Origin of the sequence: Streptomyces sp. Je 1-4 4N24 (assembly GCF_026239515.1) — a bacterium.
GTDB classification, from domain to species: domain Bacteria; phylum Actinomycetota; class Actinomycetes; order Streptomycetales; family Streptomycetaceae; genus Streptomyces; species Streptomyces nigrescens.
The window spans coordinates 5,359,218-5,373,715 of record NZ_CP110836.1; the positions used below are offsets into that span (position 1 = coordinate 5,359,218).

Annotated in this window: 14 protein-coding genes; 8 read left to right on the top strand and 6 right to left on the bottom strand. The window is 69.7% G+C overall.

The window, feature by feature from the left end:
- Positions 1–211 precede the first annotated feature (211 nt).
- Positions 212–349, top strand: a complete 138-nt coding sequence (locus SLV14N_RS23535) for a hypothetical protein (RefSeq protein ID WP_263270938.1) — start codon at positions 212–214, stop codon at positions 347–349.
- A 418-nt stretch (positions 350–767) separates the two neighbouring features.
- On the opposite strand, the gene recQ is transcribed toward SLV14N_RS23535, so the two are convergent.
- The 3 genes from recQ to SLV14N_RS23550 all read right to left on the bottom strand — a co-directional run bounded on the left by recQ (position 768) and on the right by SLV14N_RS23550 (position 3,967).
- Entirely contained in the window at positions 768–2,771 is a 2,004-nt protein-coding gene (gene recQ, locus SLV14N_RS23540; protein ID WP_263270940.1) for a DNA helicase RecQ, read from the bottom strand.
- A gap of 271 nt (positions 2,772–3,042) precedes the next feature.
- Entirely contained in the window at positions 3,043–3,216 is a 174-nt protein-coding gene (locus SLV14N_RS23545) for a hypothetical protein (RefSeq protein ID WP_208683332.1), read from the bottom strand.
- A 124-nt stretch (positions 3,217–3,340) separates the two neighbouring features.
- The gene (locus SLV14N_RS23550) at positions 3,341–3,967 is read right to left on the bottom strand and encodes a hypothetical protein (protein ID WP_263270941.1); all 627 of its coding nucleotides are present in this window, start codon (positions 3,965–3,967) and stop codon (positions 3,341–3,343) included.
- 567 nt (positions 3,968–4,534) lie between these two features.
- On the opposite strand from SLV14N_RS23550, the gene SLV14N_RS23555 reads away from it, so the two are divergent.
- From SLV14N_RS23555 to SLV14N_RS23580, 6 genes are all read left to right on the top strand, one after another.
- Positions 4,535–6,016: a sensor histidine kinase gene (locus tag SLV14N_RS23555; protein ID WP_263270942.1), complete on the top strand. Its 1,482-nt coding sequence runs from the start codon at positions 4,535–4,537 to the stop codon at positions 6,014–6,016.
- Complete coding sequence (locus tag SLV14N_RS23560) at positions 6,013–6,690, top strand: response regulator transcription factor (RefSeq protein ID WP_263270943.1); 678 nt, start codon at positions 6,013–6,015, stop codon at positions 6,688–6,690. The genes SLV14N_RS23555 and SLV14N_RS23560 overlap by 4 nt, the downstream gene beginning before the upstream one ends.
- A gap of 89 nt (positions 6,691–6,779) precedes the next feature.
- Positions 6,780–7,253, top strand: coding sequence for a helix-turn-helix transcriptional regulator (locus SLV14N_RS23565; RefSeq protein ID WP_263270944.1), 474 nt, complete (start codon positions 6,780–6,782; stop codon positions 7,251–7,253).
- Positions 7,254–7,345: 92 nt separating this feature from the next.
- Complete coding sequence (locus SLV14N_RS23570; RefSeq protein WP_159487863.1) at positions 7,346–7,756, top strand: VOC family protein; 411 nt, start codon at positions 7,346–7,348, stop codon at positions 7,754–7,756.
- 253 nt (positions 7,757–8,009) lie between these two features.
- Positions 8,010–10,403, top strand: a complete 2,394-nt coding sequence (locus SLV14N_RS23575) for an excinuclease ABC subunit UvrA (RefSeq protein WP_263270945.1) — start codon at positions 8,010–8,012, stop codon at positions 10,401–10,403.
- Positions 10,404–10,612: 209 nt separating this feature from the next.
- The gene (locus SLV14N_RS23580; protein ID WP_263270946.1) at positions 10,613–10,942 is read left to right on the top strand and encodes a hypothetical protein; all 330 of its coding nucleotides are present in this window, start codon (positions 10,613–10,615) and stop codon (positions 10,940–10,942) included.
- A 62-nt stretch (positions 10,943–11,004) separates the two neighbouring features.
- On the opposite strand, the gene SLV14N_RS23585 is transcribed toward SLV14N_RS23580, so the two are convergent.
- The gene (locus tag SLV14N_RS23585) at positions 11,005–11,229 is read right to left on the bottom strand and encodes a cold-shock protein (protein ID WP_263270947.1); all 225 of its coding nucleotides are present in this window, start codon (positions 11,227–11,229) and stop codon (positions 11,005–11,007) included.
- A 148-nt stretch (positions 11,230–11,377) separates the two neighbouring features.
- Here SLV14N_RS23585 and SLV14N_RS23590 point away from each other — a divergent pair, with 148 nt between their 5' ends.
- Positions 11,378–12,103, top strand: a complete 726-nt coding sequence (locus SLV14N_RS23590) for a DUF6333 family protein (RefSeq protein WP_263270948.1) — start codon at positions 11,378–11,380, stop codon at positions 12,101–12,103.
- Positions 12,104–12,906: 803 nt separating this feature from the next.
- Here SLV14N_RS23590 and SLV14N_RS23595 read toward each other — a convergent pair.
- Entirely contained in the window at positions 12,907–14,112 is a 1,206-nt protein-coding gene (locus tag SLV14N_RS23595; RefSeq protein ID WP_263270949.1) for a hypothetical protein, read from the bottom strand.
- Positions 14,105–14,476, bottom strand: a complete 372-nt coding sequence (locus SLV14N_RS23600) for a calcium-binding protein (RefSeq protein ID WP_263270950.1) — start codon at positions 14,474–14,476, stop codon at positions 14,105–14,107. Before SLV14N_RS23600 ends, SLV14N_RS23595 begins: the two co-directional genes overlap by 8 nt.
- Positions 14,477–14,498: the final 22 nt, after the last annotated feature.

Here is a 14,498-nt window from a genome sequence, read left to right on the forward strand (position 1 = left end):
GATGGTGGGGCCAGCCCCCCTCTGCACTGGGGAAAACCCGGCGCCCGGAGTGTGGCTTGCCCAGCCCCGCTCGCCAGGAGCATCCCGAAGCTGTCCCAGCAAGGACCGCAGTGCTGTCAAAACTCGTGAACATCACCCGACCGTCGATCGGGGCGCCTCCCAATCCCGTGAACAACCGCTGTCACGACCCGTGAATAAAGCCACCCCGTTCATGTCGGCGTCGACCGTGCGTCGCTGGCTGGCCCAGGACGCGCTCAAGCCCTGGCAGCACCGCTCCTGGATCTTCATCACCAGCCCCGGCTTCCGGCTGAAGGCCGCCTGGGTGCTGGACCCGTACGCCCGCACCTGACAGGGCGAACAGCTCGGCGATGACGAGTACGTGATCAGCGCGGACGAGAAGACCTCCATCCAGGCCCGGTGCCGCTGCCACCCCACCCTCGCCCCCGGCAAGGCCAGGGCGATGAGCGTCAATCACACCTACGGACGCGGCGGTGCCCTGGCCTACCTCTCCGCCTACGACGTCCACGCCGCGAAGGTGTTCGGCCGCACCGAAGAACGCACCGGCATCGTCCCGTTCATGAACCTGGCTACAGATCAGCCGGCCACCGTCATCAGCTCAGCCGGCACTCGCGCCGAGCCCAGCCGGCCGCCCGCCCCATGCGACGGGCGGCTGCTCGCCGCGGGGCCCCCGGGCCCGGCCGACCCGGCCCGGCCCGCCGCATCACCGCCATACCGCACCACGACGAGCCGCATCACCGCAGCCGCCCTCACCAGTCGATGTCATCCGGCGGCTCCGGCAGCTCCTCGTCATCGGGCTCCGGTGCGGCGTGATGCTCCTGAGCCACCTTGGGCGTCGGCATGGCGTCGGCGTCGGCATCGGTGCCCGCGTTGTCCTGAGTCTCCTGCCCGGCCAGCACATCCAGGATCTGCGCGCCGTACTTCGCGAGCTTGTTCTCGCCGACCCCGTTGACCGTGCCCAGCTCGGCCGTCGTCGTCGGCCCGAGCGTGGCGATCTCCCGCAGCGTCGCATCGTGGAAGATCACATACGCGGGCACGCCCTGCTCCTTGGCCGTACGGCCCCGCCAGCCGCGCAGCGCCTCGAAGACCGGCAGCGCCGCTTCCGGCAGGTCCGCCGGCGCCGCGCGCTTGCTCTTCGCCTTCGTCCGGGCCGCCCGCGCCGCCTTCTCCGGCTCCCGCCGCATCGGCACCTCGCGCCGGCCGCCCAGCACCTCGCCGCTCGCCTCCGTGAGCACCAGCGTGCCGTAATCACCCTCGACGGCGAGCAGCCCCTGCGCCAGCAACTGCCGTACGACACCGCGCCATTCGGCCTCGCGGAGGTCGTCTCCCACCCCGAAGACGCTCAGCCCGTCGTGATCGAACTGGATGACCTTGGCGGTCTTCTTCCCCAGCAGAATGTCGATGATCTGGCCCGCGCCGAACTTCTGCCCGCGCTCACGCTGCAGCCGAACGACCGTGGACAGCAGCTTCTGGGCGGGGACCGTGCCGTCCCAGGTCTGCGGTGGGACGAGACACGTATCGCAGTTGCCGCAGGCGCTGCTCTCCTGCCCGAAGTAGGCCAGCAACCGCACCCGCCGGCACTGCACCGTCTCGCACAGCGCCAGCATCGCGTCGAGATGGGCCGACAGCCGCCGTCGGTGCGCCTCGTCGCCCTCCGACCCGTCGATCATCTTCCGCTGCTGCACCACATCCTGCAGCCCGTACGCCAGCCAGGCGGTCGAAGGCTGCCCGTCCCGCCCGGCGCGGCCCGTCTCCTGGTAGTAGCCCTCCACGGACTTCGGCAGATCCAGATGGGCCACGAACCGGACGTCCGGCTTGTCGATACCCATCCCGAACGCGATCGTGGCGACCACGACCAGCCCGTCCTCACGGAGAAACCGGCCCTGGTGCTCGGCACGCGTCCGCGGATCGAGCCCCGCGTGATACGGCACCGCCGCGATGCCGTTGTCCACCAGGAACTGTGCGGTCTTCTCCACCGAGGCCCGCGACAGGCAGTAGACGATGCCCGCGTCCCCCGCATGCTCGTTCCGCAGCAGCTCCAGCAGCTGCTTCTTCGGCTCGCTCTTCGCCGCGATGCGGTACTGGATGTTCGGCCGGTCGAAGCTCGCCACGAAATGCCGGGCGTCCGCCATCCGCAGCCGTGAGGTGATCTCGGTGTGCGTGGCCTCGGTCGCGGTGGCGGTCAGCGCGATCCGCGGCACCTCGGGCCAGCGCTCGTGCAGCATCGACAGCGCCAGATAGTCCGGCCGGAAATCATGGCCCCACTGGGCGACACAGTGCGCCTCGTCGATCGCGAAGAGCGAGATCTTCCCGCGGTCGAGCAGATTCAGCGTCTGCTCGACCCGCAGCCGCTCGGGCGCCAAATACAGCAGATCCAGCTCCCCGGACAGGAACTCGGCCTCGACGAGCCGCCGCTCCTCCAGATCCTGCGTCGAATTCAGGAACCCGGCCCGCACTCCGAGCGCCCGCAGGGCGTCGACCTGGTCCTGCATCAACGCGATCAGCGGCGAGATCACGACCCCCACACCGCTTCTGACCAGCGAGGGAATCTGATAACACAGCGACTTGCCGCCACCGGTCGGCATCAGGACGACTGCGTCCCCGCCCCCTATGACGTGCTCGATGATCTCCTGCTGGCTGCCGCGGAACGCGTCATACCCGAACACCCGGCGCAGCACCTGCACCGCCTCGCTTGCGTCCGAAGCGCCTTCCACATCCATGTCCACGACCACTTCCACGTCCGCCAGAGCCATTCCGAAAGCCTACGAGTTCCGCGGGGGTCGCCGTCGACCCTGTGGATAACTCACACCGTCCGGCACCGCCCGGCACCGCCCGGCACCGTCCGGAAACCGCCCGGCACCGCCCGGCACTGGGCACCACCGTCCGCCCGGACAATCAGCCGGACATTCAGCCGGAATTTCAGCCAGGACGAGATCCCCGCGCAGAACGTGCGGCCCCGCTTCCCCCCCCGCACAGTACGTGCAGCTCCGCCCCGCCTGAGCGTCGCCGTGCTCAGCTCAGCCCTCACCCGGCTTTGCGGCGCCGACGGTAGTACGCCACCGTCACCCACCCCAGGAGCGGGCCCCAGGCCAGCAGCGGCAGATAGCAGGCGGTCATGAGCCAGGCAGCCGCGCCCTTCGGAGCGGTGGGGTCGGTCATCTCCTCGTCCCAGCCGAACGAGGACAGCGCCGTGATCACGGTGACCGCGGCCGGGCCCAGCGACGCGGGGACTACCGCGGCCGGGACGGGAATGTTCCGCCGGCGCGGCGTGCGCCGCCCACCGCAACCGCGCGGGGAACGAGCGGGAACCGTTCGATCGTCGTCATCGGGCCCTGGCCCCGTAAGCCTGCTGCTTCCCCCACCCCGCCGGCAGCGGCGGCAGCTCCGCATGTGTGACCTTGAAGCCGCCCTTCGTCACCGACGCGAACGGAGCCGGTGCCATACAGGTCCCGACATGCGGAAAGACGGCCTTGCCATCGGCGACATCGACGTTCGACACGGCCCAGGAGAAGCCGAACTGTCCCCTGCCGGGACCACCGTCCTTGACGCTGAAGCCCAGCCGATCCCCGATTTCCTCGGGGTCCTCGGACTTGGTGACCACGGCGCTGAGCGTCGCGGTGTCGCCCCCGGTGGCCAGGCAGTCCACCGAGGCCTCCGCGTGTCGGCCCTGCTTCTTCTCGGGCGACCAGTGGTAGATCGTGACCGTTCCCCGTGCATCGGTGGGCATTCCCTGAGGCAGCCCGCCGACCGGCCTGCTGAACGGAGCTGCCTTCGCGTCGACGGAGAAGCGGATGTCGTCATGCGGCGAGTAGGCATAGAAGACGCGGGCCTGGCCGCTCACCCGGGCGAGCCCGGCCGGTGCCTTCGCGGCGGCCGTGGTGCCCGAGGGCGCGGCCGACGCGGCGGACGTGGCGGGGGTGAGCCCCGTCAGCGCGGCGATTGAGGCCACGGCGGCGACGGCTCCCACTGCGGCCCTGCGACGACGGGAAGCGACGAAGCCGAGCCTCCTGGCTACGGAGGACGAACGGCCGGAAGGGGAACGGACGGAGGGCGAACGGACGGAGGGCGAACGGCCGGACGAGGAACGGCCGGACGAGGAACGGACGGAAGAGGAAAGGACGGAAGAGGAACGGACGGAAGAGGAACGGACGGAGGGATTGATGCCGGGCACAAGGAACTCCCTGGATATGCAGCAGACTTGGCGGCCGCCGCCCTGTCGATGACGCCTCTAATCTGATGCCGGGCCGCCGGACCGGACCATCTGCCGATCAGCGGATCTCGGGCGTCGGAGCAGGCGTCATCTCTGCCGTTCGGCGGAGGGAGTGCCGCCACGGCCGCTCGTAGGATCGATGGCGTGGGGGTGGCGTGGGGGTGACGGCGTGGGGGTGATGAACGCCTTGGCGGTGCAGGGCAGTTCAGGCCGATGCAGGGTGATGCAGCGATACGGGGGCGATGAACTCCGCGGATTACATAGGGGGTGGGCCTGGATGAGGCGCCACGTTGAAGCGGACGCGATATGAGGCGCCGCAACCTACCCCCGACCCCGACCCCGACCCCGACCCCGACCCCGACCCCGACCCCGACCCTCACCCCGACCCCGGCCTGGCCCCCGACCCTGTCCGTGCTCGCCGCCATAACGGGCTGCGCAGCCCTGACCGCCCTCACCCTCGCGTACGGCACATGGGCAGCGATCCCCTATGGAGCCGTCCCGGCCGTCGCGTCCGCCACCCTGCTCCTCTGGACCGTGGCCTGCTGGCCGCGCTCGCGTGCCCGCCTCGCCCGCCCGCTGGCGCTCGCCGGAGGCCTGTCGCTGCTGACCACGGTGTTCTCCGCCCCTCCATCGGCGCCCTGGGGATCCGTATGGCGGCTGGCCGAGATGGCGGTGCTGCTGATGCTCGTCGCCGTAGTGATCCGTTGGGCGCCGCGTCGGCAGGCAGTGGCCGCGGGTGTGGTGGCAGGAGCGGCGGTCGCGACATGGACGCTGCCGCTGGTCCCGGCGCCGTCCGTGCTGCCCCTGGCAGGCGCCGCCGCCTTCTGGACGCTGCCGGTGCTGGGCGCTGCTGTAGTGGGCGGCTATCCACGGCTGGTGGAACACCGGCGGTGCCGGCTGGTCATCGAGACCCGGCGCTCCCAGCAGCTCGAACTCGCCCGAGATCTCCATGACTTCGTCGCACACGACATCAGTGGAATCGTCGCGCAGGCCCAGGCCGCCCGCTTCGTGGCCGAATCCGACCCGGGCCAGGCCCTGCCAGCCCTGGAACGCATCGAAAGAGCCGGGCTGAACGCCTTGGCATCCATGGACCGCACGGTACGGATGCTGCACGAGGCGAACGGCAACGGCATCATCCGCCCGGACGCCCCGGACGCCCCGGACGCCCCGGACGCCCCGGACGCCCCGGACGCCCCGGACGCCCCGGACGCCCCGGACGCCCCGGAACCCCCAGCTGCCCTGACGCCCCAGGAAGCCCCCACACCCCAGCAAGCACCCACCCCCAAGGGCCCGCCCCCGGAGGTCACCCCCCGCCCCGAGCCTCTACCAGGAGTGGACCAACTCCCCGCCCTCATCGAGCGCTTCACCTCCGCGGGAGCCACCGAGGCCCGGCTCACCATGCCGCCCGCCACGCCCGGAACCCTCTCCCGCGAAACCAGCTCCACGGCCTACCGGATGGTCGTGGAAGCCCTCACCAACGTCCGCCGGCACGCCCCCGGAGCGGCCCGAGTCGAGGTGACCCTCACCCCTGCCATCCGCAACCCCGCCGCCCGCCCCGTACCCGCCCGCGAGATCGAGGTCCAGGTCGTCAACGACGCCGGAACCGCTCCCGCCACCGCCCTCCGCGCCCGGTGGGAGCGCGACGGCCACGGCGGACGCGGCCTGAACGCCCTGCGCGAACGCGTACAGGCGGCCGGCGGAACCCTCTCCTACGGCCCGTACGACGGCGGTTGGCGGGTGCTGGCCGTGTTCCCGCAGACCCTCACGCTCCCCCAGGAGACGACATGAGCGGCGCCCCCACCCGCATCCTCCTGGCCGACGACCAGGACGACGTCCGCAGCGGCTTCCGGCTCGTCCTCGACTCGCAGCCGGACATGACCGTCATCGGTGAGGCCGCGGACGGCGCCACGGCCCTCGACCTGGTCCGCCACCTCCGGCCGGACGTCGTACTGGCGGACATCCGCATGCCCCGCCTGGACGGCCTGGAACTCACCCGCCTGCTCGCGGGGCCCCAGGCCACCCGGCCGACCAGGGTGGTCGTGGTCACCACCTTCGACCTCGACGACTACGTACACACGGCCCTGCACAACGGCGCCTGCGGCTTCCTGCTCAAACGCTCCGGGCCGACCCTGCTGATCGAGGGCGTGCGCGCGGCGATGGCGGGCGACGCCCTGATCAGCCCGCAGATCACCGTACGGCTCCTCCGGCGGCTGTCCCTGCCGCCGGCGCGCCCCCACCCCACCACCCCCACCACCCCCGACACCCTCACCGACCGCGAACGCGAAATCGTCCGCCTGGTCGCCCGGGGCTCCACCAACCAGGAGATCGCCACCGAACTCGTCATCTCGCCCGGTACGGCGAAGACCCACCTCGCCAACATCCAGTCCAAGCTGAAGGTCCGCAACCGCGTCGAGATCGCCGCCTGGGCCTGGCAGACGGGCCTCATCCCACCGGCCCCGTAGGCTCCCCGCCCCACGCACCACGGCCCCGGACACGGAGGCCGAAGCCGCTCCACTGGGCAACGCCGACGCCTCGTGGCACGATCTCGTAGGTGACCAGCAGACCCGCCGCAGAGCAGCACTTGCGCGACCTCGCGCGGCTGCGCCGCGTGCGCGACCGGATCGACCGGGAGTACGCGCAGCCGCTGGACGTCGAAGCGCTCGCCCGCGGCGTGAACATGTCGGCCGGGCACCTCAGCCGCCAGTTCCGGCGCGCCTACGGCGAGTCGCCGTACGGCTACCTGATGACGCGGCGCATCGAGCGCGCGATGGCGCTGCTGCGCCGTGGCGACCTCAGCGTCACCGAGGTCTGCTTCGAGGTCGGCTGTTCGTCGCTGGGCACTTTCAGCAGCCGCTTCACCGAGCTGGTCGGGGTGCCGCCCAGCGTCTACCGGCGCGAGGCGGTGCGCGCGACGGCGGGGATACCGTCCTGCGTGGCGAAACAGGTGACCAGACCCGTCAGGAATCGCGAAGCGCCAGGTGACCGAACCGGCCGGACCGGTCAGGAATCGCGATGCGACAGGTGACGGGACCGGTCAGAAGTCGCGATGCGACAGGTGACCAAGACCGGTCAGGAATCGAGAAGCGCCGGCACCGAGCGGCACCTAGCGTGACTGCCATGGACATCACCCTTCACGCGAGCTTCCTCCCGCACCACGACCCGGACGCCTCTCTGGCCTTCTACCGCGACACCCTCGGCTTCGAGGTCCGCAACGACGTCGGATACCAGGGGATGCGCTGGATCACGGTCGGCCCGGCCGGCCAGCCCGGCACCTCCATCGTCCTGACGCCACCGGCCGCCGACCCCGGCGTCACCGACGACGAGCGCCGCACCATCGTCGAGATGATGGCCAAGGGCACCTACGCCGCCCTCCTCCTGGCCACCGGCGACCTCGATGACACCTTCACGCGGCTGCAGGCGAGCGACGCCGAGGTCGTCCAGGAGCCGACCGAGCAGCCGTACGGCGTTCGCGACTGCGCCTTCCGCGATCCCGCGGGCAACCTGATCCGCATCCAGGAACGGCGCTGAGCAGTCCGGATGACCGAGGCCGAGCCCGAGCCCGAGCCCGAAGTCGAGGCCGAGCCCGAGCCCAACCACGCGCCCGGGCCCAGAGACTCCACGGGCCGAGGCCCGGGAGAAATCAGACGTCCCGTGCAAGGCTGGCCAGATCGAGCCGGGCGACACCGACGGAACCCGTGACGGCGGGCCCGCCTAACAGGTCGTGACGGCGGCCCCACGTAACAGACCGTGAAGGCGGCCCCGCGTAACAGATGGAGACACGATGAGCATGGCCCCGAGGACGGACACGCAGTCGCCTGCGCACGTGGCCGACCGCCACGACCTGATCCGCGTGCACGGCGCGCGCGTGAACAACCTCCAGGACGTCAGCATCGAGATCCCGAAGCGCCGGCTGACGGTGTTCACCGGAGTCTCCGGCTCGGGCAAGAGCTCGCTGGTGTTCCATACGATCGCCGCGGAGTCGCAGCGGCTGATCAACGAGACCTACAGCGCCTTCGTGCAGGGCTTCATGCCGACGCTGGCGCGGCCCGAGGTCGACGTCCTCGACGGGCTGACGACCGCGATCATCGTCGACCAGCAGCGGTTGGGCGCCGACCCCCGCTCCACGGTCGGTACCGCCACCGACGCCAACGCGATGCTGCGCATCCTCTTCAGCCGGCTCGGGCAGCCGCACATCGGCTCGCCCCACGCGTTCGCCTTCAACGTCCCCACGGTCCGGGCGAGCGGTGCGCTCACGGTCGACCGCGGTGCCGCCAAGACCAGGGCCGTGAAGAAGACCTTCACCCGTACCGGCGGCATGTGCACGCGCTGCGAAGGCCGCGGCACCGTCTCCGACATCGACCTCACCCAGCTCTACGACGACTCCAAGTCGATCGCCGAGGGCGCGTTCACCATCCCCGGCTGGAAGTCCGACAGCTTCTGGACCGTGCGGGTCTACGCCGAGTCCGGCCTTCTCGACCCGCACAAGCCGATCCGCAAGTTCACCAAGAGGGAGATGCAGGACTTCCTCTACCGGGAGCCGACCAAGGTGAAGGTCGAGGGCGTCAACCTCACCTACGAGGGGCTGATCCCCAAGATCCAGAAGTCGTTCCTGTCCAAGGACAAGGAGGCCCTGCAGCCGCACATCCGGGCGTTCGTGGAGCGGGCGGTCACCTTCACCACCTGCCCCGAGTGCGACGGCACCCGGCTCAGCGAGGCGGCCCGGTCGTCGCGGATCGACGGGATCAACATCGCCGACGCCTGCGCGATGCAGATCAGCGACCTGGCCGGATGGGTCCGCGGCCGCGACGAGCCAACGGTGGCACCGCTGCTCACCGCGCTGCAGCGCACCCTCGACTCGTTCGTGGAGATCGGTCTCGGCTACCTCTCGCTCGACCGCCCGTCGGGCACGCTCTCGGGCGGTGAGGCACAGCGCGTCAAGATGATCCGCCACCTCGGCTCCTCGCTCACCGACACCACCTACGTCTTCGACGAGCCCACCGCGGGCCTGCACCCCCATGACATCCAGCGGATGAACGACCTGCTGCTGCGGCTGCGCGACAAGGGCAACACGGTGCTCGTCGTGGAGCACAAGCCGCAGACGATCGCCATCGCCGACCACGTCGTCGACCTCGGCCCCGGCGCCGGTACGGCGGGCGGCACCGTCTGCTTCGAGGGCACCGTCGAGGGGCTGCGGGCCGGCGGCACCGTCACCGGCCGCCATCTCGGCGACCGGACCGCCCTCAAGGAGACGGTGCGCAAGCCCACCGGCAAGCTTCCGATCCGCGGTGCGACGACGCACAACCTGCAGGACGTCGACGTCGACATCCCGCTCGGGGTGCTGGCCGTCGTCACCGGCGTCGCCGGCTCCGGCAAGAGCTCGCTCGTACACGGCTCGATCCCCGCCGGATCCGGCGTGGTGTCCGTCGACCAGGGAGCCATCAAGGGCTCCCGGCGCAGCAACCCCGCGACGTACACCGGACTGCTCGAACCCATCCGCAAGGCGTTCGCCAAGGCCAACGGCGTCAAGCCGGGGCTGTTCAGCGCCAACTCCGAGGGTGCCTGCCCCCACTGCAACGGCGCCGGCGTCATCTACACCGACCTGGCGATGATGGCCGGTGTCGCCACCACCTGCGAGGAGTGCGAGGGGAAGCGGTTCGAGGCATCGGTGCTGGACCACCACCTCGGCGGCCGCGACATCAGCGAGGTGCTGGCGATGTCGGTGGCCCAGGCCGAGGAGTTCTTCGGCGACGGCGAGGCCCGCACACCCGCCGCGCACCGCATCCTCGGCCGCCTCGCCGACGTCGGCCTCGGCTACCTCCGCCTCGGCCAGCCGCTCACCACGCTCTCCGGCGGCGAACGCCAGCGGCTCAAGCTGGCCACTCACATGGCCGAGAAGGGCGGCGTCTACGTCCTCGACGAACCGACCGCCGGCCTCCATCTCGCCGACGTCGAGCAACTGCTCGGCCTGCTCGACCGCCTCGTCGACGCCGGCAAGTCGGTCATCGTCGTCGAACACCACCCGGCCGTCATGGCACACGCAGACTGGATTATCGACCTCGGCCCCGGCGCCGGCCACGACGGCGGCCGCATCGTCTTCGAGGGCACCCCCACCGACCTGGTCGCCACCCGCTCGACCCTCACGGGCGAGCATCTCGCGGCCTACGTGGAGGCCTGACGGAGGGACCGTCGGCCTTACCCCCTCTGCAGTCCGGGGAGCCGGTGGCCTTGCTACACCGGGTCATCAACCTGGCCCCGCGAGCCGATGACCCGCGCGGGCGAGCGGTGGCCTCGATACACCAGCCGCCGCAGACGTCCCGCCACCGTTGATCCCGCTTGGCGACGCCAGAACGCCAGAACGCCAGAACGCAGGACGGAGGAGGAGCCATGGCACTGGGCCGCAAGGGATCGCGACGCATCGTCGTCGGCAGCACGGTCTATCGCTGGCGGTTGCGACGCAGGCCGACCTACTTGCAGGCCCTTTCCTGGACACCGTGCACATTCGCGGTCGAGCATGCAGACAACCCTGGGGCAACGCTCGTGGTCACCACCAACCAGCCGCACCCGAGCAACTGGTTCGTACGTGAAGCCAAGCCGGTGCTGCCATCTGACGTTGCCCGGATCATCCAGCTTGCTCTTCGCGAGGGCTGGACCCCAACGACTCCGGGCGCCCCATTCCACATGGACCTTTCCGCCGGCTTCACGCCCTCGCCCTAGAAGGGCATAGCGGGCTGGGGGAGGCCGTGGGCGTGGGCCGTTGTTGAGGTCAGGCGTAGATGTCAGGCAGGCCGAGGCACGATGGTCACAGCGCGGTAGTCGTACCCATCCTGCTGGAAACCGGGGGCTTCCCATGTGAGGTCGACTTGCTGTCCCGGCGACAGCGTGCGGAAGCCGCTCGTCTGGACGTCGGAGAAGTGGCCGAAGCAGCCGCCTGGCGTCTCGTGGGAGTCGAGCACGCCCCACCCTTCCTCGTCGTGCCACTCGCGGACCGTCGCAGTCACCATGGGCAAACCGTACGGGCTCCTGCTGCGACACCCGCAGACCGGGAGCGCCCGTGCGGCCAAGCACGTGTGGGAACCACGCGTAGCGGTCCGGGCCTGGGCGCGGGCGAGTGCACCTTGACGAGATCGGGAACCCATTACGGTGACGGGCATGTCTGACACAGGCTTCTGGACTTTCCCGCCCGACCGCATAACCCGTGGCAGCGGCGTGCGCTACGAACTGACTGTCCTGAACCCGCCGTTCACTGTCGAGGTCGACCACCTTCCGCCCAACGACCCGGAGCGTGCAGCGGAGTTCGCTCGCTCGCTGGGCACGATCGACGACGTGATCGAAGACCTCGGCCCCCGTAAGCAGAGCGAGACGATCACGGTCGCCACGAGAGCTGATCTGGACCTCGTGCAGGCGGGGGCGTGGGGGAACCTCGTGTCGATCTCCGATCCGGCGTTCGCGGACGACGGCAACGACATGCCCCTGCTGGCGGAGGCCACTCGGCTGAGGGAGCGCCTCCCCGACGCACGGATCGTGGGCCGGGTGGAGGTGCACTGCGGCGCCGAGCACACCGAAGACCTCGTGTGGCTCCCGGACGGCACCATGTTCCATGCCCGCGGCTGGCCCGGTGACGAACCGTTCGTCGTGACCGGCGACCCGCAGGCGGTGATGTCCGCCCTCGGGATCACGACGGAAGTCCTCGAAGACCTCGACGTGTACTTCGACCTGGACGACGACCCGAATCAGAACGACTGGGGCGCCCTCGCCACGGCCTGCCTCGCCGGCGCGGACCCGTGGGGGAGGGCCGACCTGGACGCCTCCTCACTGCGGGTGCAACACAGCGAGCACGCCACCAGCCACATGGAAGCCCTGTACCTCAGCGACTGATTACGCTTCACCTTCCCTTCCCAGTAATCGGAGTGGCCGGGTGGGCCGACGGATCGGTGAGGGTGGTCAGCAGCCGGTAGCAGCCGGTAGCGGCCGGTGTGGCCCCCCCCGGAGGTGGCGATGCTGAGCCGGCCCCTGCGGCGGCGAAGGTCCCTGATGTCGGGCAGCGTCTGCGCATACAACTGCAAGGGTGTGCAGGCCGTCCTGCTCGTCATACGCGGTGGCGACAGGATGCTGGTCCATCGGGTGATATTCGGGAGATCAACTCCCCGTCTGCTCACGCAAACGGCCCCGGACGAAGCGCCCAGGGCCGAACAGGGTGCCTCCCTGGGAGAGAAACCCCAGGTCAGCGGAGTACTGCATGGTGCCCCCGGCAGGATTCGAACCTGCGACACCCGCTTTAGGAGCATGATCATGAGGTTACTCGTCTTGCCTTGTCCGGCCTGATGTTTCGCTGTTTTCCCAGGTCAACGTCCTCATGAGGAACGACGGGGGAGTGATCTGTCACGATCCTTCGCGGGCCTTCTTTGTCCTGTTGTTCCCATCAGGTTCCCAACTGAGGCCTTGGGAAGGGTCTTCGAGAGTCGGCAGGAGTGTCTACGCAGCTCTGTCGCCCAGTCGGGTTCCGTTGAGCACCGCTGATGCTTCGGTCGGCGCGCAGTTGTCCGCTCAGATGGCGATGAGCCGGACGCGGGTACTCTCGTCAACTCAGCTTTCACCCCTCACCCACTGGGCTCCCGAAAAAACGGCTTGGACGGAGAACGGGCAGTGTTGCGCAGCAGTCGCTGCCGTGTGAACGCCGGCTACCGGCGGCCGGTGAGGAGCGCGCCGAGGCGGTCGCCGATTACGGAGACACCAGGGCGGGGCTCGTTCGCGTAGTACCAGGGCTTGCGTCGGCGTAGCAGCGCCTCACCGTGCTCGCTCCAGGTGAATCCGGGCTTCCGCAGCAGCTTCCGGAACACCGCGTCGGCTGTCTCCGGGTGCGCGGCGGCCAGTCGGCAGATCGGCAGTGGCGCAATCGACCCCTCGCGCAGGTACGTGCGCAACAGGTCCTGATGCTGCCCACGGCTCGCGCGCACCGGGTCCGCGAAGAGGTCTCGCAACATCCCGTAGTCCGCGTAGAAGTTGAGCCCGTCGACCTGGTCATAGATGACGCCGATGGTGTGCGAATCCGCGAGTTCTCGCGGAAGCTCGAAGAACGGCAGGTCCAGGTCAGACGGCCGCCTGCCCCGGGCACGGTCGGGCTGTCCGGCGACGGCTGCCTCTTGGCGGTGGCGGTAGTAGGCGTTGAGGAGGTCCTCGGCTTCGGCAGGCGGAAGGACCAGTTCATCGCCGCCGAAGAACTCGACGAACGCGGCCCGGTCCTCCCGCATCCGCTGCCATCCCTGCTCGAGCTTCTCGGGGTTGCGGAAGACCAGTTCGGGTTGGCTGGTGGCCAGGTGGAGAGCGGCCTGGGCGATCTCGGTGGCACTGGACTTGGGGTAGCTCGTCATCGCCCCGGATACCAGCCACGCCCCGCCGGCCGAGTGAACGGGTACCAGGCAGGTGTGGAGGAATCCTCCTTTGGACATGCCACGGAACGCCGCCCGCCCAACATTCGAGTACGTGCGGTACTCCAGGTCGTCGACCAGGTTCAGCAGGACGACGGCGTCCTTTTCCTTGCGCTGGATCTCGAAGATTCCCTCGACGGGGTCGCTCCAGCCGAGCAGCATCTCCCGGTCGACCGCGGTCAAGTCCTTCCGTCCGGCGACGAACCAGTCCACCACGGTCGAACCGTCCGGCAGGCGGTACCGCAGGATGAAGTGGTCGATGACCCGGATCGCCTCGCCCTCGTCCAACTGCCGCTCAGGCCCTGCGGCCTCAAGCAGAAGGGGCGTCAGCCACCGGTCAAAGCGGGTGCTCTGCCCGAAGGCGACCAGCTGCCCTTTCAACTCGGCACTGCGCTCGATGAGGTCGGTCAGCGACGGTTCGCCAGCGCCCTGCTGCGTGCCATGTATGGCGTCAGCCACGTTCAGCCCTCCCAGACAAGCCGGTTCCGCGTGGGGTGTGAGGTGCCCGACCGCAACCGGCCCAGTGACGGTACGCCTCGATCCACTCCGCACCCTCGGGCGCCGGGCTGGGCAACGGCAGCTCCAGCATTCCGATCGATTGCCGCATGCCGCCGCGAGAGCACAGGGCGACGATCCTTCTGTCCGGCGTGAGGTCGAGGCCGTCCACCGTTACCTCGACGCCGAGAACCGCGGTGGTGAAGGGCAGGCAGAGGTATTCCTCAAGCATGGTGAACAGACCGGTCAGCTGGTCGTCCTCGTTGTAGGCATCGACAGTCGCCTCTTCGATCATGGCCTCAAGCTCGGCCGTGTCCAACACGCCCATGGGGCAACACTAGCGACCCGCG

Bases quoted from the DNA above. Each gene is read 5' to 3' on its own strand.
- SLV14N_RS23590 (WP_263270948.1), top strand. From the start codon at position 11,378: ATGTCTGACACAGGCTTCTGGACTTTCCCGCCCGACCGCATAACCCGT.
- SLV14N_RS23575 (WP_263270945.1), top strand. From the start codon at position 8,010: ATGAGCATGGCCCCGAGGACGGACACGCAGTCGCCTGCGCACGTGGCC.
- SLV14N_RS23555 (WP_263270942.1), top strand. From the start codon at position 4,535: ATGAGGCGCCGCAACCTACCCCCGACCCCGACCCCGACCCCGACCCCG.
- recQ (WP_263270940.1), bottom strand. From the start codon at position 2,771: ATGGCTCTGGCGGACGTGGAAGTGGTCGTGGACATGGATGTGGAAGGC.
- SLV14N_RS23580 (WP_263270946.1), top strand. From the start codon at position 10,613: ATGGCACTGGGCCGCAAGGGATCGCGACGCATCGTCGTCGGCAGCACG.
- SLV14N_RS23560 (WP_263270943.1), top strand. From the start codon at position 6,013: ATGAGCGGCGCCCCCACCCGCATCCTCCTGGCCGACGACCAGGACGAC.
- SLV14N_RS23585 (WP_263270947.1), bottom strand. From the start codon at position 11,229: ATGGTGACTGCGACGGTCCGCGAGTGGCACGACGAGGAAGGGTGGGGC.
- SLV14N_RS23600 (WP_263270950.1), bottom strand. From the start codon at position 14,476: ATGGGCGTGTTGGACACGGCCGAGCTTGAGGCCATGATCGAAGAGGCG.
- SLV14N_RS23535 (WP_263270938.1), top strand. From the start codon at position 212: ATGTCGGCGTCGACCGTGCGTCGCTGGCTGGCCCAGGACGCGCTCAAG.
- SLV14N_RS23570 (WP_159487863.1), top strand. From the start codon at position 7,346: ATGGACATCACCCTTCACGCGAGCTTCCTCCCGCACCACGACCCGGAC.